The 19,240-nt window shown below is 35.2% G+C and carries 23 protein-coding genes and 1 riboswitch; of the genes, 9 read left to right on the top strand and 14 right to left on the bottom strand.

What is annotated here, in order from left to right:
* Positions 1-20 precede the first annotated feature (20 nt).
* On the top strand, positions 21-149 hold the full coding sequence (locus AC4GZ8_RS11630; protein WP_491082012.1) for a YjcZ family sporulation protein: 129 nt from the start codon (positions 21-23) through the stop codon (positions 147-149).
* A gap of 59 nt (positions 150-208) precedes the next feature.
* Here the strand turns inward: AC4GZ8_RS11630 and AC4GZ8_RS11635 are convergent, their stop codons facing one another.
* Complete coding sequence (locus AC4GZ8_RS11635; RefSeq protein ID WP_491082013.1) at positions 209-430, bottom strand: hypothetical protein; 222 nt, start codon at positions 428-430, stop codon at positions 209-211.
* Between the two features lie 156 nt (positions 431-586).
* Here AC4GZ8_RS11635 and AC4GZ8_RS11640 point away from each other — a divergent pair, with 156 nt between their 5' ends.
* Together AC4GZ8_RS11640 and AC4GZ8_RS11645 are read left to right on the top strand one after the other, a co-directional pair.
* Entirely contained in the window at positions 587-1,627 is a 1,041-nt protein-coding gene (locus tag AC4GZ8_RS11640; protein ID WP_491082014.1) for a M42 family metallopeptidase, read from the top strand.
* 246 nt (positions 1,628-1,873) lie between these two features.
* Entirely contained in the window at positions 1,874-2,743 is an 870-nt protein-coding gene (locus AC4GZ8_RS11645; protein WP_491082015.1) for a PhzF family phenazine biosynthesis protein, read from the top strand.
* 186 nt (positions 2,744-2,929) lie between these two features.
* Here AC4GZ8_RS11645 and AC4GZ8_RS11650 read toward each other — a convergent pair whose 3' ends face one another.
* The 7 genes from AC4GZ8_RS11650 to AC4GZ8_RS11680 all read right to left on the bottom strand — a co-directional run bounded on the left by AC4GZ8_RS11650 (position 2,930) and on the right by AC4GZ8_RS11680 (position 8,490).
* Positions 2,930-3,097 carry a hypothetical protein gene (locus AC4GZ8_RS11650; RefSeq protein ID WP_491082016.1) on the bottom strand — a complete coding sequence of 56 codons (168 nt, stop codon included), beginning with the start codon at positions 3,095-3,097 and terminating at the stop codon, positions 2,930-2,932.
* A gap of 88 nt (positions 3,098-3,185) precedes the next feature.
* A complete protein-coding gene (locus AC4GZ8_RS11655; protein ID WP_491082017.1) occupies positions 3,186-3,476 on the bottom strand; it encodes a YxcD family protein in 291 nt (96 codons plus the stop codon).
* Positions 3,464-3,904, bottom strand: coding sequence for a hypothetical protein (locus tag AC4GZ8_RS11660; protein ID WP_491082018.1), 441 nt, complete (start codon positions 3,902-3,904; stop codon positions 3,464-3,466). Before AC4GZ8_RS11660 ends, AC4GZ8_RS11655 begins: the two co-directional genes overlap by 13 nt.
* 222 nt (positions 3,905-4,126) lie before the next feature.
* Positions 4,127-4,645: a hypothetical protein gene (locus tag AC4GZ8_RS11665; protein WP_491082019.1), complete on the bottom strand. Its 519-nt coding sequence runs from the start codon at positions 4,643-4,645 to the stop codon at positions 4,127-4,129.
* Positions 4,646-5,129: 484 nt separating this feature from the next.
* On the bottom strand, positions 5,130-6,800 hold the full coding sequence (locus AC4GZ8_RS11670) for a ribonuclease J (protein WP_491082020.1): 1,671 nt from the start codon (positions 6,798-6,800) through the stop codon (positions 5,130-5,132).
* Between the two features lie 124 nt (positions 6,801-6,924).
* Positions 6,925-7,470, bottom strand: coding sequence for a class D sortase (locus AC4GZ8_RS11675; RefSeq protein ID WP_491082021.1), 546 nt, complete (start codon positions 7,468-7,470; stop codon positions 6,925-6,927).
* A 63-nt stretch (positions 7,471-7,533) separates the two neighbouring features.
* Complete coding sequence (locus AC4GZ8_RS11680; protein ID WP_491082022.1) at positions 7,534-8,490, bottom strand: processed acidic surface protein; 957 nt, start codon at positions 8,488-8,490, stop codon at positions 7,534-7,536.
* Positions 8,491-8,652: 162 nt separating this feature from the next.
* On the opposite strand from AC4GZ8_RS11680, the gene AC4GZ8_RS11685 reads away from it, so the two are divergent.
* The 4 genes from AC4GZ8_RS11685 (at position 8,653) to AC4GZ8_RS11700 (ending at position 12,769) form a co-directional block, all read left to right on the top strand.
* Positions 8,653-9,984: a spore germination protein gene (locus tag AC4GZ8_RS11685; RefSeq protein WP_491082023.1), complete on the top strand. Its 1,332-nt coding sequence runs from the start codon at positions 8,653-8,655 to the stop codon at positions 9,982-9,984.
* 61 nt (positions 9,985-10,045) lie between these two features.
* Entirely contained in the window at positions 10,046-11,140 is a 1,095-nt protein-coding gene (locus AC4GZ8_RS11690) for a GerAB/ArcD/ProY family transporter (protein WP_491082024.1), read from the top strand.
* Positions 11,137-12,249 carry a Ger(x)C family spore germination protein gene (locus AC4GZ8_RS11695; RefSeq protein WP_491082025.1) on the top strand — a complete coding sequence of 371 codons (1,113 nt, stop codon included), beginning with the start codon at positions 11,137-11,139 and terminating at the stop codon, positions 12,247-12,249. Before AC4GZ8_RS11690 ends, AC4GZ8_RS11695 begins: the two co-directional genes overlap by 4 nt.
* A gap of 100 nt (positions 12,250-12,349) precedes the next feature.
* The gene (locus AC4GZ8_RS11700; RefSeq protein WP_491082026.1) at positions 12,350-12,769 is read left to right on the top strand and encodes a YmaF family protein; all 420 of its coding nucleotides are present in this window, start codon (positions 12,350-12,352) and stop codon (positions 12,767-12,769) included.
* Between the two features lie 95 nt (positions 12,770-12,864).
* Here the strand turns inward: AC4GZ8_RS11700 and thiC are convergent, their stop codons facing one another.
* The 5 genes from thiC to AC4GZ8_RS11725 all read right to left on the bottom strand — a co-directional run bounded on the left by thiC (position 12,865) and on the right by AC4GZ8_RS11725 (position 17,213).
* Positions 12,865-14,601 (bottom strand): phosphomethylpyrimidine synthase ThiC, encoded by a 1,737-nt coding sequence (gene thiC, locus AC4GZ8_RS11705; RefSeq protein WP_491082027.1) that lies wholly within the window; start codon positions 14,599-14,601, stop codon positions 12,865-12,867.
* Between the two features lie 130 nt (positions 14,602-14,731).
* A riboswitch (TPP riboswitch) is annotated at positions 14,732-14,847 on the bottom strand.
* 178 nt (positions 14,848-15,025) lie between these two features.
* The gene (locus AC4GZ8_RS11710) at positions 15,026-15,682 is read right to left on the bottom strand and encodes an MOSC domain-containing protein (RefSeq protein ID WP_491082028.1); all 657 of its coding nucleotides are present in this window, start codon (positions 15,680-15,682) and stop codon (positions 15,026-15,028) included.
* Between the two features lie 89 nt (positions 15,683-15,771).
* Entirely contained in the window at positions 15,772-15,948 is a 177-nt protein-coding gene (locus tag AC4GZ8_RS11715) for an aspartyl-phosphate phosphatase Spo0E family protein (RefSeq protein ID WP_491082029.1), read from the bottom strand.
* A gap of 438 nt (positions 15,949-16,386) precedes the next feature.
* Positions 16,387-16,725, bottom strand: a complete 339-nt coding sequence (locus AC4GZ8_RS11720) for a MerR family transcriptional regulator (protein WP_034332213.1) — start codon at positions 16,723-16,725, stop codon at positions 16,387-16,389.
* A 206-nt stretch (positions 16,726-16,931) separates the two neighbouring features.
* Positions 16,932-17,213, bottom strand: coding sequence for a hypothetical protein (locus AC4GZ8_RS11725; RefSeq protein WP_491082030.1), 282 nt, complete (start codon positions 17,211-17,213; stop codon positions 16,932-16,934).
* Positions 17,214-17,384: 171 nt separating this feature from the next.
* On the opposite strand from AC4GZ8_RS11725, the gene AC4GZ8_RS11730 reads away from it, so the two are divergent.
* Positions 17,385-17,570: a stress protein gene (locus tag AC4GZ8_RS11730; protein ID WP_491082031.1), complete on the top strand. Its 186-nt coding sequence runs from the start codon at positions 17,385-17,387 to the stop codon at positions 17,568-17,570.
* 267 nt (positions 17,571-17,837) lie between these two features.
* On the opposite strand, the gene AC4GZ8_RS11735 is transcribed toward AC4GZ8_RS11730, so the two are convergent.
* Entirely contained in the window at positions 17,838-18,584 is a 747-nt protein-coding gene (locus tag AC4GZ8_RS11735; protein WP_491082032.1) for a nucleotidyltransferase domain-containing protein, read from the bottom strand.
* Between the two features lie 151 nt (positions 18,585-18,735).
* Here AC4GZ8_RS11735 and AC4GZ8_RS11740 point away from each other — a divergent pair, with 151 nt between their 5' ends.
* The gene (locus tag AC4GZ8_RS11740; RefSeq protein WP_491082033.1) at positions 18,736-19,194 is read left to right on the top strand and encodes a MarR family winged helix-turn-helix transcriptional regulator; all 459 of its coding nucleotides are present in this window, start codon (positions 18,736-18,738) and stop codon (positions 19,192-19,194) included.
* Positions 19,195-19,240 lie beyond the last annotated feature (46 nt).

Raw genomic sequence — 19,240 nt, forward strand, 5'->3', positions numbered from 1 at the left:
TATAAAAAGGAGGAATTTTCATGTACGGATATGGTGGTTATGGACACTGTGGCTACGGATATGGTGGAGGATATGGATATGGTAGAGGATTTGCGTTAATCGTTGTATTGTTCATTCTATTGATTATTGTTGGTGCTGCTTGGTTATAAGATAACCGAAGGAAAAGGCCTGAATTATTCAGGCCTTTTTCAATTTTAATAATTAAACACTATGAGGTCTTTTTCTCTTCCTCATGAATAGCAATTAAAGATTTGCGTTTAATCCAATAATGAAAGCTATCTTTTGGAAAAACACCTCTTCTTTTTGAGTTGTTCATCTGAATGACAACACTTTCATCATAGACCTCAAGAATCTTCAATCTGTCAGAATTGCTAATATTCGGCAAAAAGTTTCCGCTTAGTTTAAATTCCATATTATGCTGTAAATCCATATAATCAAGTGCTCCTTTTAATCATAAGTTTAAAAACTACTTATAATGTTTCCCATGACAAGAAAAATTATCCGGATTATCAAACTTGAATCAATTTGTACTTTTTCAAAACTACGATACAATATTATTCAGCACGAGATTTTCATAAAAGGAGATATGATCATGAAAGAAACACTTCAATTAATAAAGAAATTAGTGGAAATCCCTAGTCCTTCAGGAAATACCGATAAAGTTATTTCGTTTGTGGAGTCTTATCTAAAAGAACTCCATGTGAAGATGAAAAGAAACCATAAAGGGGGGTTACTTGTTACCCTTCCAGGCAGAGACAATACCCAGCATCGTATACTTACTGCTCATGTTGATACATTAGGTGCGATCGTAAAGGAGATTAAGGCAAACGGGAGGTTAATGATCGACCTTATTGGAGGGTTTAACTATAACTCAATTGAAGGTGAATATTGTCATATTGAAACATTAACTGGACAAATATACACTGGAACTATATTGATGCATCAGACATCTGTTCATGTTTATAAAGATGCAGGGAAGCTTGAAAGAAATCAGAAAAACATTGAAGTTAGAATTGACGAAAGAGTAAATAATGCACAAGATGTACGTGAATTAGGAATAGAAGTAGGAGATTTTATTTCGTTTAATCCTCGTGTAGAGATTACACCAGGCGGTTTTATTAAATCTCGTCACTTAGATGATAAGGCAAGTGTTGCTTTACTGTTACAATTAATCAAGCAAATCATAACTGAATCTATAGAACTGCCATTTACGACCCATTTTCTTATTTCAAACAATGAAGAAATAGGGTACGGAGGTAATTCGAATATTCCTAATGAAACAGTAGAGTATTTGGCAGTGGATATGGGAGCAATTGGAGATGGGCAAGCAACAGACGAATATACAGTTTCAATTTGTGCAAAAGACTCGAGTGGACCCTATCATTATGGGTTAAGGAAAAAACTGATTGAGCTGGCGAAACGGAATGATATTCAATATAAAGTGGACATATATCCTTATTATGGATCAGATGCTTCAGCTGCTATCCGCTCTGGACATGATCTTGTTCATGGGTTAATTGGTCCGGGAATCGATGCTTCACATGCCTTTGAAAGAACGCATACAGCTTCACTAGAGAATACAGCAAAACTTCTTTACTATTATGTTCAATCAGAAATGACACGTTAAATCCTGATAAATATAAAAGTCTATGAGAAGTTTTAAGGGGTTTTGCACTTTTAGCATTCTAGAGGATTTCTGTATTTTATGTTAACTACAGAGTTTTGTTTTTAACTGTTTTAATTTTAAAATTGTAGAAATATATGGAATATGATTGACCCAACGTTTTTATCTGGAGAATTAGGACATTGATTAGTGAGAAGTAAGTTTCTTCTTTTTGTATGGTATAGTTTTCAAAAAAAGGGAGAGTTTCATTTGATCTACTACATAGTTGATGTATTTGCTGAAGAAAAATATAAAGGAAATCAGCTAGCAGTTTTTATGGATATTGGGAATTTATCGAGTGAAGAAATGCAGAAAATTGCGAAGGAAATTAATTTTTCTGAGACAACGTTTATACAATCAGTTGAGGAAGCAAATGGTGGATATCAAGTAAGAATTTTTACTCCGAATGAAGAAGTTCCATTTGCAGGACATCCAACTTTAGGAACGTCCTATATCATTAGGAACAAAATCATGAAAAATCAGGAAGGAAAAGTTGTATTAAAACTAAAGGTCGGAGATATTCCAGTTACATTTGATCAATCAGGAATTCTCTGGATGAAGCAAAACTCACCTACTTTTGATCAAACTTTATCATGTCAACAACTTAGTGAAGTGTTGAATTTAGATATTTCGGATTTTGATCTAGATTACCCAATTGAAGATGTATCAACAGGCCTGCCTTTTATTATTGTTCCATTAAAGGGATTAAAAGAGGTGAAGAAAGCAAGGGTTAATCTTGAGAAACTAAAGGCTTTGACAGAAAATACTAGAGCCAAGGCGATCCTTGTATTTAGCAGGGAAACTTATCATCAAGACCATCATCTAAATGCTCGTGTGTTTGTAGATGTGTTTGGAATTCCGGAGGATCCTGCAACAGGCAGTGCAAATGGTTGTTTAGCAGGCTATTTACTTAAGTATCGTTATTTTGATTCTTCTTCGATTACGATTAAAGTTGAACAAGGGTATGAGATTCAGAGAGAGTCTTTGATCTATATTAATGCGGAAGAAAAAAATGGTGAATATTCGATACATGTAGGAGGTAATGTGGTAAGTGTTGCCAAAGGTGAATGGTTTAAATAAGCCTAATCTTCCAATTCACAAATGTTTGCAAATTTATCCGATACTTTTAACAGGCAGTAAAACCCCCACCTCAAGCTTATGAATAAACAAAGTAGGCGGGTAGGTGATAACTGCCCGTATAGGTCCGATTGGTTCGACTAACCATTAGTGGGGATGAAGAAAACCCCCACTGATGGAAGCTTCACTTTATATTCTAGACATTAATTTATAGGTAAGAAAAGTTCCTCCTAAAAGAAGAGCTGATAATAAAATGACCAAGCCAATTCCGATTTCATCAATTAATGTAAAAAGATAGATAATTAAAACAATATCAGTAATAACTGAACCGATAAGAAGGATATTTGGGGACCTCATATGTGAATAGCTCCTTTGAATAATAGTTTCTAACACCAGTATAGCCGTTTTATGATGTAAAAAAACAGAGTCTAATATTGACTCTGTTTTATTTAATATAAGCGATAATCCCTTCGTTATCATCTAAAACAAGCTCAATAGCTGCTGAGTAAGGGTCAATGTTCATTTCAGTTTCAAGCCAGAATCTTAGTGCCTCAATGATATTAGCGGTAATTAAAACCTGTTTGCGATCATATACATAGGATTCTGCAGAAAAACCATATTCATCATCATACAATAACTCGATTTCAACCTCTTGAGGTTTAATTTGTTTTTTAGAGGCAATGTGTAAGCATAATGCATTTACAATATCTTGCTCGGAAATTTTTATTTGCCCCATGCGGCTTCTTCCTTATCCTTGCGTTTTTTCATAAAATACGTGAAAATCTTCCGAATAATGAAGATAACCGCCAGAATAGCTAACAGATTAATGATGAAGCCGATAATGGAACCTAAAACCCCAAGATTCGTTAATAAACCGCCAAGTAGTAAACCCGCAAGTCCACCTAAAAATAAACCTTTCATAATTCCGCCAGTTTTAGGCTTGGTTGTTGTCTTACTATTTGTTGTAGTGGAAGATTTTTGTTGCGTATCATCCTTCTTAAATAAAGAAGGACTATTAGAGTTAGTATTAGAATTAAAAGATTTTTTCCCCGATTTATAGCCTTTTGCTTGGACAGTTGAAACCTGATCTCCTAGCAAAAAGCCGCCAACGGGTGTGAGTAGTAAAGTAAGTGCTACCATTGCTGAAAATAATTTTTTTAACATGCTGCCAATTTCCTCCTAGTTATCTAACTATTTTTGATATATATGTATTACGGATAATGATATAGGAAGGTTTCAATTTTGAAAAGTTTTTTTGATGCTGAATAAAAAATGTAAGGATGATCGTATAAGTGGGGTGTTAGCGGCCAAATTTTCTAACTTTCGAAAATAGATCATTTTGATTCAGTTGAAGACATGAACTGATTCAAAATGATCCATTCCTTTTTATCGATTCGATACCCAAATGATTTCGCCTGACTTATTTTTATTATTCACTTTAACGTGGAAATCATTTTTTTTATAAAAATGGACAAGTCGGTCAACATGATCCCAGTCTCTTTCAGCGATATCACCAGTAATCTTAGGTATGTTTTGCTCTATTGCCAGCTCTTTTAAATAATCCATACAGATTGATCCGTATCCTTTATCAGCTGGACCTTTAATGTCACCGATGTGAATCGTATTTTCATCTGAGTAAGTTGCTTGAATCGAAAAATCCCATTTTCCTTTATAGGACGTTTCGCAATCACATAACATAATTTTACATGATTGATCGTCTTCGGGTGTGTAAACAATCACAAGGTTTTCATCCTTTGATTGGTCAACCCCTAATACTTTACTTTTTTTAGCAATCTCTTTTAAATTATCTTGCATGCGAAACACCTGAAACTCCAGATCCTCTAATTCTTCCTTTAGTTCATCAGGATTATTAGAACGATGATCGGCTTCAAGTAGTTTATACATTTTCTCCACTCCTCTCATAACCGATGATTCAATAGTTTATTCATTAAATTCATAAATGTTAATAACAAACAGTGTAATATTATAAAGAGTATTATAGTGAAAGTCAATATAGTAAGAGGGAATAAGTTTTTTATTTTGATAGTGTTGATTAAATCATAAGTTAATTTCTTCATTAGGAGGTAGAGAGAAGAGGAACCTTGTTAAAATCCCGGTGAAAGATGAATATTTAGCAGTATATATCGAAATGGTCATAGTAGAGTTGATAAAAAATAAAAAAGAAAGAAGCGGTTCTTAACTGCCTCTCAGACTGTTGACAAACGCTTTCTTTCTTCTTTACTCACCTTGCTGCGGTGCTCATTACCACCCCGGTAACTCCGCTCTTCACAAGGCTTCGTGCCTCGAAAGGCAAGCGTTAGCAATCAGTCTGATGGGGTCAGCAATTTTACATTGTCTACACACTGAGAAGCAGTTCTTAACTGCCTCTTTATACTTCAATAATAATAGGAAGAATCATTGGTTTTCTTTTCGTGTGTTTATATAGGTATTGGCCTAATGTTTTTCTAATATTCTGTTTCATGACATTCCACTGATGTACTCGTTCCTTCTGAAAGTCCTTCATAATTCTTTCGACTTGACGATTCACGTCCCTCAATAATGCTTCAGAATCTCTTGCGTATACAAACCCTCTTGAAATCGTGTCAGGGCCAGAGATGATGCTTCGATCGGTTTTACTTAATGTAACAACGATTACAAGCATACCATCCTCTGAAAGTTGTTTACGATCACGCAAGACAACGTCTCCTACATCTCCAACACCTATTCCGTCGACATATGTATTGCCCGCAGGAACCTTTCTCGTTTGACGTGCTTCTTGGTTCTCAATGTCAACAACATCTCCCAAGTTTATAATAAATGTATGGCCTTTTTCTACTCCAACTGATTCAGCTAATAGACTGTGTTGATGGAGCATCCTGTATTCTCCATGGATAGGAATGAAATATTTAGGCATCATTAACGTTAACATAAGCTTTAAGTCCTCCTGATATCCATGTCCTGAAACATGCATGCCAGTTGAGCTTCCAGATCCGTAGATTACCTTAGCTCCTAGTGCAAACAAGTTATCAATAATTCGAGATACATTTCTCTCATTTCCAGGAATTGGTGAAGCGGCTAAAATAACTGTATCACCTGCAAGTATTTCTGCATCACGATAATTGGCAGTTGAAAGTCTGGCAAGCGCAGCCATCGGCTCACCTTGGCTTCCTGTACAGAGAATTGCCACATTTTCAGGGGCGAATTCTTGAATTTGTTGAGGTTGAATCAACATTCCCTCTGGTATATTTACATAACCGCGTTCCATGGCAACATCGATAACATTGACCATGCTTCTTCCGAGTAATGCCAGCTTTCGATTTGTTTTTATTGCAGCATCAACAACTTGCTGAATACGGTTTACATTGGATGCGAATGTAGAAATGATTACTTTTCGCTTTGCCTTCATAAATGCCTCATCCATATGCTCACCTACCATTTGTTCAGAGGGAGTTAAGCCTGAGCGTTCTGCATTTGTGCTTTCAGATAATAGCACAAGAACGCCTTGCTTACCGATTTCAGCCATTTTGTGAATATCTGAATGCTCGTTATTCGCAGGTGTTAAATCAAACTTGAAATCTCCTGTGTGTACAACATTTCCTTCTGGAGTATGAAAAACGATCCCTAGGCAGTCTGGAATACTGTGATTTGTTTTAAAAAAACTCAATTTTACCTGATCAAAAGAAACGAGTGATGTAGATTCAATTTGGATTAGTTGACTATCTCTTAAAAGGTTATGCTCCTTCAATTTTAATTCAATTAATCCTAAGGTAAAACGTGTTCCATATACAGGAACATTCAATTTTTTTAGAAAATAGGGGATGCCGCCAATATGATCTTCGTGACCATGTGTCACGATAAGTGCTTTAATTTTATCCTTATTAGCCTCTAAATAGGTAAGGTCTGGGATAATTAGATCGATCCCTAATAAACTTTCATCAGGAAATTTCCCTCCGCAATCAATGACAAAGATTTCATTTGAATATTGGACTACATACATATTTTTTCCGATTTCATTCACGCCACCTAAAGCAAAAATGGATAATTGTTCCTTTGTCGTCATTTTATGAGTCCTCCCTAAAAATAGTATTATTTAGTATGCCAATTTTTAGGGAGCTTATCAGTAAATGGCATAAAAAACGAATCGGCATAGAAAAAAAGCTAAAGAAGAGGGACCATTTCTCTTCTTAGCTTTCTGGATTTATGGATTGTTCAATTTTTGGCTTTGTTATTCGTTGTGCTTCAACTATATATCGTTGTGGAGCAGGACCAATAAAGGTAAATGGATAGCATGTTATAAGAGTTAACGTACTTCTTGGCTTTGGAACGATAACGGTCTGGTCATCCTTTTCAACAATTCGGATTTTCTTGATTTTATAGATGAATGAATCGCTTGTGATTGTAACGATTAAGGTATCACCTATTTTCAAGCGGTCAAGACCACGAAAAAATGTATCACGGTGACCAGCTAAAACAGAATTACTTTTTTGGCCAGGTATGGGGGTTGACGGTATATGGCCAATTCCTTTTTTTAATGTTGTTTCTTCAACTCCTTCATAAATAGGAAGAGTTCTGTCTAGCTTGGGAATTGTTAGAACACCGATCTTTTCACCTACTGTAAGGGGAGCAGTTGTTTTCAATGACTCTCCATTTTTAGGTGATGGATAGGATGCGGTCACTTCTTGCTCAACTTCGTTATGAAACCCTATTGATAACCAATAGGATTGATACATAATTATTAAAAATCCAACAATTATAAATCCCAAGGAAAGATATGGAATAAATCGTGTGAGCATTTACTGTACCTGTTTCACTTTTTTTGTTAACAAGAAACTAGTAATACCGATACATAAGATGATAAATCCGAATAACATATTTCCCCATAAGGATGAGGAAGTATCCGGTAATCGGTCATGCAACTCATTCGTTAATTCCCCAGCTAAATTTCCTAGTTCGGCAAATTCGATTCCAGATTCAATAAAAAACTCTGAGCTAAGCATATCCTCAGATAAACGCATATCTAAGATAAGATCACCTTGAAGATTATAAAGAGAAATAAGCAGATCGTTATGATACAGTTCCTCCATATTCATTAATTGTTTAAATGTAACGTTCGTTTCTACTTGATTGTCATCTATTAATATAAATTGTGCTTTAAGGTGTAGACTTTCCATTATTTCTTGAAAAACAGCGATTAATTCATCCTGTTGAGCTTCTGTTAATTCTGTCATATCATCCATCATTAAGTAAGGATCTAATCGAGTCATGATGTTTTCCATTTGTTGTTCTAGTTTCTTTTCATCTAATTCCATGAAATGAGTAAACAGGGCATCTACTTCTTCCTCTGTTAGCCCGATTAAGGATAAGAATTCCTCTATTTCAGCCATTTCACCATCATGATCTAAATAAAAACTTAAGGCTACATCAAGGTCTTCAATAAAGTTATAATCTTCAAGTGTTTCTCCAAATTCAGCTAGGACAACATCCATTTCTTGTCTAGTGATTTCATATTGATGTAAAAGCTCCGCTAAATTTTCAGGTGTAATAGGAGTTCCGAGGATCATGCGTAGATCTTCACCAGTTTCAAAGTCATCAAGAGTTAATTCATAGTAACCGAGATAATCAATCAATTGTTGATGTGACCAATTTATTTCTGATAGGATTTGGTTTACTTCCTCTTGTGGTGGTGCAGCTTGTACTGTTTGACATAACAAACAAAGGAAAACAAGATTTACTATAAAGAACTTTTTCATTTCATTTCCCTCCAACATTCATAGATGTTGGTAGTATGTGTTATCTATGAACGGATCTATACATAAATAAGGAAGTAATGTAAAGGCTTAGAGTTATATGTATGTTTTTCCAATTTAGAGCAAAGTCTATACTCTAGGATGACCAAGTGGGGAGTTTCAGCTATGAATAGATCTAAAGAAGAAATCACCGACCTTATAAAAAATGAATTACATGGTTCTCCTGATTTGGTGAACCAAATGCTTGAAGCGAATGGGACAGTCTGCGAGTTGTGGTATATAAGTAGCGTTTGTGATAGTGAGAAAATACATAAAGATCTTTATGTACCTTTTTTTGAGGAAAGAGATAAAAAGGAATATGAAGATTATTTATTATCATTATCCAGCATCCGCCAAATTGAGGATGGGGACCATCCTGTTGAGTTATTACTTAGAGGTTCAGTCCTAATTTTTTTAAATCATTTTATTTTAACCCTGGAGGTTAAAAATTATCTTAACAAAACAATTCCAGATACAACAATTGAAACAACTATACAAGGTCCTCAAACAGGATTAAGTGAAGATTTAGAAACAAATTTGAATATTATACGGCATCGATATCATCAATCGTCTCTGACAATTGAAGATAGGAAAATTGGAAATAAATCGCAGATGGGATTAAAGCTTCTATATGATGCTAAGGAAGTAGACCTTGAAGTTTTGAAAGAGTTACACCAAAGATTAGGTAAAATTGATAAGGATGTTATTCAATCTGTTTCACAATTATCAAGAATGATTACTAGACATAGGTCTTTTTTATTCCCAACCATTGTTATAACAGAACGTCCAGATCGGATTGCCTATAATCTCTCAAAGGGTAAGATTATCGTCATTATGGAAGGGACGAGGTTTGCATTAATTCTGCCATCTGTTTTCTATGATTTTATGAGTTCAATGGATGACCTTTATTTACCTTCCTGGATAGCAAAGTTTTTAGTCATTTTACGATATATGGGGTTAGGAACTGCGCTATTACTGCCGGCTATGTATGTGGGGATAACTGCTTTTAACCCGGAGTTTTTCCGTGTCCAACTTGCATTATCAATTGCAGGAAGTCGGATGTCTGTCCCATATCCAGCATATATTGAAGTATTGTTTATGCTTATCATGATGGAATTGCTAACAGAAGCTAGTATTAGATTGCCTAAAGCGATTGGCCCAACTGCTACAACCGTTGGTGGACTTATTTTAGGACAAGCAGCAACAGAGGCGGGTCTAGTAAGTAATATTATGATTATTATTGTGTCTGCAGTTGCAATTTCTAACTTTGTGATTCCTATTAACGAAATGAGCTTTGCCATGAGAGTCACAAAGTATTTGCTATTACTACTTGCTACCTTCACAGGATTAATAGGTGTTATTGTCGGCTTAGTAGGGATCATTTATTATTTGGTCAGTTTAAATAGTTTTGGAAAACCCTATCTAGCTTTTTTTATTGATGAACAGTTTAAGGACTAGTAAAAGTGTAAGGGTGCTTTCCTAAAGGGAGTAAGTTTATATATAGATTAGGAAGTTGATAATGTCGAAACGTTTTATTTATGTCATGTTAATTTTAAATATGCTAACGAATATTGTGGCGTTTGTCCCGATGGTGTTAATTGAAAACCGGGGTGCGGGATCCGTGCAGGCTATTTTTTTAGCTGTGCCGATAGGAATGCTCATTATTTATTTTTACACAAAATATATGAGTGGATTTCCTAACCTCGGGTTACCTGAAATTCTTGAAAGATATACACCGAAATGGTTTCGCTTTTGTTTTTTATTCTTTCATGGAGTACTGTGGCTTATAGCAGGATTAGTGACGCTAATAACATTTACACACATTTCAAAACAATATATTAATCCTGATATTGAAGAGCTTGTTATTGTGCTTTTATTTTTACTTATTATCGTTTTTGGAGCATTAATGCAATCTAGAAATGTACTATATGCAATAGAAATAATCCTGTTATTAAATCTTCCATTTATTGCTTTTATTATTTTTAAGTCTTATACAAACCAAGAGTTAATTTGGGATTCAGTACGTGTAGCTTTTACGTATTATCAGGAAATCCCGAATTTCGAGATCGTATCAACAGCAACCTTTGTTTACACAGGTTATGCCAATATTGTGATCTTTAATCGATATTTTAAAGATGTGAAAGTAGGGTATTCAATTATCATAATAGGCTCGCTTGGCTTATTTACATTACTGACAACCTTTATCATACCAATTGGAATTCATGGATTTGATGGAGTAGGTTTCTATACATTCCCGTGGATTGCGACAACTGAAGCACTAAGAATTGAGCTTGGTTTTATTGAACGAATAAGTTTTCTTTTCTTAGGATTATATATCAATATTTCGATTGCAAGCGTAACCTTACATTGGCATGTAGGGATGGAGCAATTAAAAGCCATTTTTCCTAAATTCAAAAGAAAGAAAAAAAATATAACCCCAATAATTATATTAGGAGTTTTTGCATTATTAGGAATTATAGGTGTTTTATTTATAGATGAAGAGATGCTTGGGAATATTGCAAAGGTTTGGATGGTGATCTTATTACCAGCGCAACTCATTGGCATCGTTATTTTAAAAGTCATTTTGAAAAGAAGGGATAAGCTATCAAAATGAAGAGAGTATTATTATTGCTTGTATTATGTTCGATCTTCTTTTTATCCAGCTGCGGTTATAAAGACATAGACAGGCGATACTTTGTTGTTTCAATCGGTGTAGACAAAGGTCGAGATGATTTGTATGACATTTCATTAAAGCTAGCTGTTCCGAGTGGTGAGGTGAAAACGGGAAGTGATGAATCGAAAATTATAACGGAATCGGCAGAAACAATTTCTGAAGCGGTCAGGATTATTAAATCCAAAACTGATAAAGAGCTAGATTTTGGTCATTCAAAGATGATTATCTTTGGAGAACAACTAGTAAAGGAAGATATAGACAACATTGTAGATTGGTTTAGTAGAAGACGCGATATCCAAGAAATTGCATGGACCGCAATTGGACGTCCAAATGCATTGAAAATTCTTGAAGCAGAGCCAGTGGGAGAACGACTTCCTTCAAATTCTTTGTTTCTATCCTTTGGAAACGTTGGGACAGAAACTCCTTATATTAGTTCTGTCTATTTATTTGAATTAATAAAACTCCGTGCAGAACGAGGAATTGATCCTATACTACCAATAATAGAAGCTGAGGAAAAAGACTATTCGATTAATGAGGTAGGTGTTTTCTCGAACCTAAGACATGTCTTAACGATCAATGATGAGCAAACAAAGTATTTTAATATCATCACCAATGATGCAACTAAAACAGAAATAAAGGCGGAAAAAGAAAATGAAACACCATATTTTATTTTTTCGACAGATAGAGTTCAATCAAGCTATCGAATAGATACAGAAAACACCCCCGCTAAAATTGTGTTTAATATTAAAATTAGCGGAGTTGTTGAAGAGGCTTTTGATGTATTAGATGATGAAAAGAAAACAGAGTATGAAAAAATCATTGAAGATGAGGTAAAAGACCATACTGAAAGATTGTTACGTCTTTTTCAAAAAGAAAAAGTTGACCCAATTGGGTTTGGTTTAAGGTATCGTGCATCACATATTGGCAAGGAAAAAACAAAAATAGGGGAATGGGATTCTATCTATCAATCAGCAAATTTTAAGGTTAATGCAAATATTCAAATGAAAAATGTTGGAACGATTCAAGATCAGGATGGATATCCAGAATAGCTGCTTTTCTTTTAGGATTAGAAAAGCATGGACAACTTTCTTAACTCTTTTTTCTTTCATAATAAGTAATTAAGACTTATTAATAAGGAGATGAAAAAAGTTGATCCATATAGGTATGGTTAAGCCTCATCACGCACATCGTTTCGAAGCAAAAACAATTGAAACGAAAGGACACTATCATATGATAGATGGCTTTACAATAATAGTAAATGGAAATAGCTTTGATCGCCATCGCCATTATTTTAGAGGTGTGACAACCACTTCAAATAATCATTATCATCGCTTTTATGGAGAAACTGGTCCTGCGATTCCTCTTAAAAATGGCGGCCATTTTCACTTATTTGAAGGTCGTACTTACTATAACTATGATGAGGCTACTTTTTCACAATTTGGTGGTGTGACATATGGGGAGGGGGAACGTCCGAAGCATGATCACACGTTTTCAGGTAGAACACTTGAAATAGTTGGGGAAGACCCGTTTTTTAGTAGGATTTTAAAGGGGCAGAATTCATGGGAATAACAAAAGGGATTTATCTTTCTTAGATAAATCCCAAAGTAAAAAACTAATAATGGCTTCTAGTCATTTGCTGCTTTGAACTGAACGATTCCCATATTTTATTTATAAATTTGAGAACCTGATTCAACGAATTCCTTTGCTTTTTCTTCCATCCCTTTTTCTATTTCTTGATTTGCAACTTTTTCCTTGATATCTTGGGAAATTCTCATTGAGCAAAACTTTGGTCCACACATCGAACAAAAGTGGGCTGTTTTTGCGCCTTCTGCTGGTAATGTTTCATCATGGTATTCCAAGGCCTTTTCAGGATCAAGAGAGAGATTAAATTGATCATGCCATCTAAATTCAAATCGTGCTTTTGATAGAGCATCGTCACGATTTTGGGCACCGGGATGTCCCTTAGCTAAATCAGCTGCATGTGCGGCTATTTTGTAGGCAATCACTCCTTCACGAACATCTTCTTTATTCGGTAAGCCGAGATGCTCCTTTGGTGTCACATAGCATAGCATCGCTGTTCCGAACCAACCAATCATTGCTGCACCTATTGCGGAAGTAATGTGGTCATAACCAGGAGCGATGTCTGTGGTTAATGGTCCCAAAGTGTAAAATGGTGCTTCCTGGCAGATGCTTTGCTGTTTCTCAACATTTTCTTTAATAAGATGCATTGGAACATGACCTGGACCTTCTATCATCACTTGAACGTCATATTCCCAGGCAATTTTCGTAAGCTCTCCTAATGTTTCAAGTTCAGCAAATTGTGCTTCATCATTTGCGTCAGCAATAGATCCGGGACGTAAACCATCACCTAAAGATACAGCTATATCATATGCCGACAAGATCTCACATATCTCATGGAAGTGAGTATATAAGAAGTTTTCCTGGTGATGGGCTAAACACCATTGTGCTAAAATGGAACCGCCTCTTGACACAATTCCTGTTGTGCGATTGGCAGTTAATGGAATGTATCTTAATAGAACGCCAGCATGGATGGTGAAATAGTCGACTCCTTGCTCGGCTTGTTCAATGAGAGTGTCACGATATACATCCCATGTTAAATCTTCAGCAATCCCATTTACCTTTTCTAATGCTTGATAAATTGGTACAGTTCCAACAGGTACTGGGGAATTGCGAATAATCCATTCTCTTGTAGTATGGATATTTTTCCCTGTTGATAAATCCATAATCGTATCAGCACCCCAGCGAATTGCCCATGTCATCTTTTCAACTTCCTCTTCGATAGATGAGGTAACAGCTGAATTTCCGATATTGGCATTAATCTTAACATGGAAGTTTTTTCCGATAATCATTGGTTCGCTTTCAGGATGATTAATATTTGCAGGAATAATAGCCCGACCTGCAGCTACTTCACTTCGAACAAATTCAGGATCCATTTGCTCACGGATCGCAATAAACTCCATTTCAGGCGTAATAATTCCCTTGCGAGCATAGTGAAGCTGGGTAACTCTCTTGCCATTTTTCGCAATGAGCGGTTGTAACGTTTCTGATGGGAATACTTCGACTGCGGAAGAAGTATTCGCTCTATATCCGTTATCTTCAGGTTTAATTTTCCGTCCTTCATAGTGCTCAACATCATGGCGACCCTTGATCCAGTTTTCTCTTATTCTTCGTAATCCTTTTAAGATATTGATTTCGGCGTTTTGATCAGTATAGGGGCCACTTGTATCATAAACATGTACGGGTGGATTTTCTTTTTCGTCAAATGTATTCCGAGTTTTTCCTTGTGAGATTTCTCTCATTGGCACTTGAATGTCAGGTTGACTTCCTTGCATATAAATTTTCTTGCTGCCTGGGAATGGTTGTTTTACATTAATCTTCATCTAATCTCCTCCTTGAAATTTCATCTACTTGACAACAACGGAAGGAAATAAAAAAACGAGTTCTGATTTTCAGAACCCGTTCGTTAGATGTAGGAAATATAATAAAAAGGGGTGCACATAAAGACCCTTCTTTAGACTATTCCTACTTCCCTACGCTGGTATCATCCAGATCAGGTTCAAAGGGTCAAAGAACTTCGAGCGCGTTCCTCTCTCAGTCCAAGCTAATGGACTCCCCTAGTAGATAATGGTAATTTATTTATAACCATGTATTATCATATCACAATGAAAAGGTAAGTCAACAGAATCTTTTGTACTATCTGAATTTTATTTTATAAACCATTAGTGGCTGGTAAAAGCACTAGTTTTTCTTTAAAAAAATTAGAATGTGAGATAGATCATTAAATGAATGCTTTCTCTTATTTAACTAGCGAGATTTTTTAGTAATAGATTTGTGTAATTTTTCCATCCGAAGCATCCATTCTTTAGAAAGTGCATCTAATGATAATATCAATTCAATCTTTTCCAGGTTATTTTTTTCATGAAAATAAGTATGATGAATGGTGCTGATCGAAATTTCCTTTGGATGCTTATCAAGTAACTTTATGGCCGAATCAGAATAAATGACACCTTCTTCTAATACTCGAAAGAAGTATCCGGTGTAACCATATTCAATTATTTTGTTTAATAGAGTATGAATGTTTGTGTATTTATTAATGGTCGAGCATGGAAACCTACCTTGAGAAACTTGAATAACAGCCTCACCGATTTGGTATATATCTCCAACACAAACATCCTCCTCTGTCATTCCTATTAGAGTAAGGTTTTCTCCAAAGGCAGCTTTTGGGAGTGATTGTTGATAAAGCTGTTCCCAATATTTATAGTGTTCATATGCATATACACAAATCACTCTTTCAGTTCCGCCGTGAAAATCATGATTTTCAACATCATCCCCAATTATTCCCTTTGACGTAACCTTTAGCTCATTCACTTGATTTTTTGCTATACCTGACCGAAATTCCTTTCCTTTATATGTAAGGGTAGAAGGGGTTCCTTTACTTAACCAAACAATTTGACGATCCATTTCATTCACTTCCTTATAAAGAGATAAAAAATACACCAAGGCTTTACCCTTTGATGTATTTCAACATAAACATATTCCATCAAATGATATTATTGGTGTTTATCTTTTTGTCTATCTTTTGAATTGCTTTCAGTCATTTTTATATTTAGTAATTCATCTAAGTGTTGACTTGCAATTAATGTTTGATGTGAATTTAAGCCATCTTTCTTAGCAATTAGAAACATCTTGTTTCGGTATTCCTCAATAACGGTATCTAAAGTTTTCACAATGAACACCTCGCAATAAACATCTAGGTAAAATGATCCTAGTACTTTTATTATCTGATATTTTAGGAGAATGTAAATAGTATACTGTGTTTTTTTTCCTTTTTTTATAAAAAAAAGTCGAAATACTATATTTAGTGATCGGAAAAAAAGAGGGTTGCAGATATTGTGTTTTACTGATTGGAGATTTAGTATGAGACCTAACGGTTGTTAAGAAAAATGTCCTAGTTAGAGGGGATGATACAACATAAAAAACGCTACAGCGAATATGATTTGCTGTAGCGTTTTTTTTTAGGTCTTGGAAATGATAAAATTCTTGTATTGTGGATAAGCGCTCGACTTCCAGATCCGAAGTACACAGACGTGCAAGTGCAGTCGTTGCAACAGGACGTTGCGGCTTATTTGCCCTAGGTTGTGACCAAGGCGATTGTGCTTTTGTTCTTAATGTCCTCCACGTCCATATCTGAATTGTGCGTTTAATTGACCTTGTAGCATCTTCTTTCTAACATCTGCTTCACTTTCTCGTTTTCGTTCCTTTAAACGCATCTCTTTTAAAATTTCCGTTGTTTGTACACCGTCCTCCCGTTTGTCCGCAATATCCATTAATGTTTCGATATCAGAAAACGAATATTTTCGCGTACCACGATCATTTCGGTACGGAGCAATTAGTTTTCTTTCTTCATAATAACGAATTTGCCGTAGTGTTAAGCCGGTTAACTCGCTGACTGTTCCAATTGAAATCACCTTTTTATCCTTATAAGAGCGGTCTTGATGATTCAATCTCTCCACCCCTTAAACAATTCTTTTTACAAGTATATCCTGTTTTGTCGTCGAAGGCTTCTGTTATGTTAGAAATTCTAACATAAAAATGATTGTTTTGTAAAAAGGTGTTAGGTTTTTTAACAGGATAAATGTAAACGAGTCGAAGGGGGAATACAATTAGATAAAAGGTAGAGGAAAAACAATCATTGATATAATGAAGTTTATTAGGGGATAGATTTATGTTTGGTTTCTTTATGTTCTTTGCCGTAGGACTTACGATTTATTTGTGCAAAGATTTGTTCTGATAGGTTTTGCAGAAAAGATACCGGGAATAAAGAAGTAACTTCTTCATATTGATCTGTCAGTGAATTGAATATGGTTAAAATAGATAATTCCGTTTTATTAAAAATAGCCATATATAATTGTTTGTTTTTTGGTTCCAATAGATTGAGGTAATAGATTTTTGTATAAGTACGTCCCTTTTTGATCGCGATTACCTTTATCATTCGTTTCAACTCCATACGTTATTGAAACTATTATCGACAAAAGTTTGAATATTTAATCAAATTTATACAATCTTAATATCTCGAAAAAAAATCTTAACATTACGTTAATTGTCTCATAACAATTTTAAGGTAAATTGAATATGTATAAAAATGAAAATGGAGATGAGTGCTATGAGCAAAATGTTACAAACTGCACTTGAAGAGCAAAGAAATTACTACTCACAAAAGCTACTGGCAATTGGTGTTTATAATAGCCAGGTAATGAATAAAATGACGTTAACTGAATTGAAAAATGAATATAACTATTTTTATCACAACATTCCAAAGGTAAGGAGAAAGGGGCCGTCAACAGGATGAAAAAGAGACTCCCATTGATGGGGTCTCTTTATTTAGGCTCTATTCTAAAAGTTTGTTGTTTTTTTATAATATTATTGGACATAAACTGATTAGGTTGATTGGACTGGAAGGTGCGAGACTCCTGTGGGAGTAGCGTGACAGGTGAGACCCACAGGCGCTGGCGCCGAGGAGGCTCACCGCACGCCCCACTTAAGATGAGCATCCTGGAGCTCCAATCAACTACTTCCAACACTTATTACAAAGCAACAAAGTCTGCGAAAACAGCCTTTATTTATTTATTGTCTTGATAAAAAATTCTGTTAATGACGTTGTTTGGTTTAAATCATTTTTTCGACCTTTTTTTATAGTGTCTTCTAGTGTACGTATACTAGATTCAATGTATTGGCGAAGAATGTCTGAGAAGTAGTTATGACCAGCTTGTTTATGTTGAAAAACCCTCTGGATTTCATCTTGAATTATGGTACTTCGGTGACCTTTCTCGAAGATGTGTAAGCCGATTTGTGGGAATTCATCATTTTCAATAATCCAATCACAAATATGTAATGGCTTTAGGACAGTTAAATACATCTTAGCAGTACAAGAGTCTGCTTGTGCTAAACGAGAATAATTTTTTTTAGCCATACTTAGATAATGGTGAAGAACAGTGTACGGCGAAAACGATTTTTGGGCCAAAGCTTTTATTTCTTTTGTAAATATTGGCTCATTTCGATAAACGATAGGTGAGGATAACCATTCAAGTATTGTAGGATTAGACTTATTCAGCAAGCGCAAAGTTTTTTTGAGATCCCAGCCTACAAATTCAAATTTATTAAATGAGTTCTTTTCAACAACATCGCGTCCTTCATATAATTGTAAATACCAATTTTTTGCATGCTTATAGATGAATCTTACATCATAGTCGCTGTTCTTTTCATGTAAGTTCCACGCGCGGCTTCCTGATTCACAGGCGAAAAGAATGTGAATATGTTCCTGTTTTTCAAGTTCTTTTAAGATATTTTCGATGACATCTTTCATGCTGCACCTCATTTCTACTTGACTATTATTATAATTACATACTTTTCTTATTTAAAACCTTCAAATTTAGGTTAATTAATAGTAAAATGAACAGGAAGTGCTATTTTTAATAATTTTATCTTTGGATAATTTTAAACAAGAGGGCGATGGGATGAGATCATTTACTGAAGAAGAATTACAGAATGCGTTAGATTTGTTTCGAGTTTTTGCAAGGGCTTTCAAGAGTGTATCTGAGCATTCTATCCGTGATAGTAAGGAGCATGGCTTTAACCCAACAGAATTTGCAGTCCTGGAATTATTATATACGAAGGGACCACAAAAACTTCAGCAAATTGGTTCAAGATTACTGCTAGTTAGTGGCAATGTGACGTATGTGATCGATAAGCTGGAAAAAAACGGCTACATATATCGTGAACAGGATCCGAAAGATAAGCGTTCAATTTATGCAAAGTTAACTGATAAAGGACAGTCTTACTTGGATGAGATTTATCCAATTCATGCAATTCGAATTGCTCGTGCTTTTTCAGGGCTAAATGCAGAAGAACAGGCAGAATTGAAAGCGCTACTAAAGAAGGCGGGAGTGCATAGCCAGCATTTACTATTTAGATAGATTTCAAAACAACTTGATTGTAAACGTTTACCTGAGTGGCCATAAA

The sequence above is a fragment of the Metabacillus sp. RB-C-LZQ-3-1 genome (assembly GCF_058315175.1).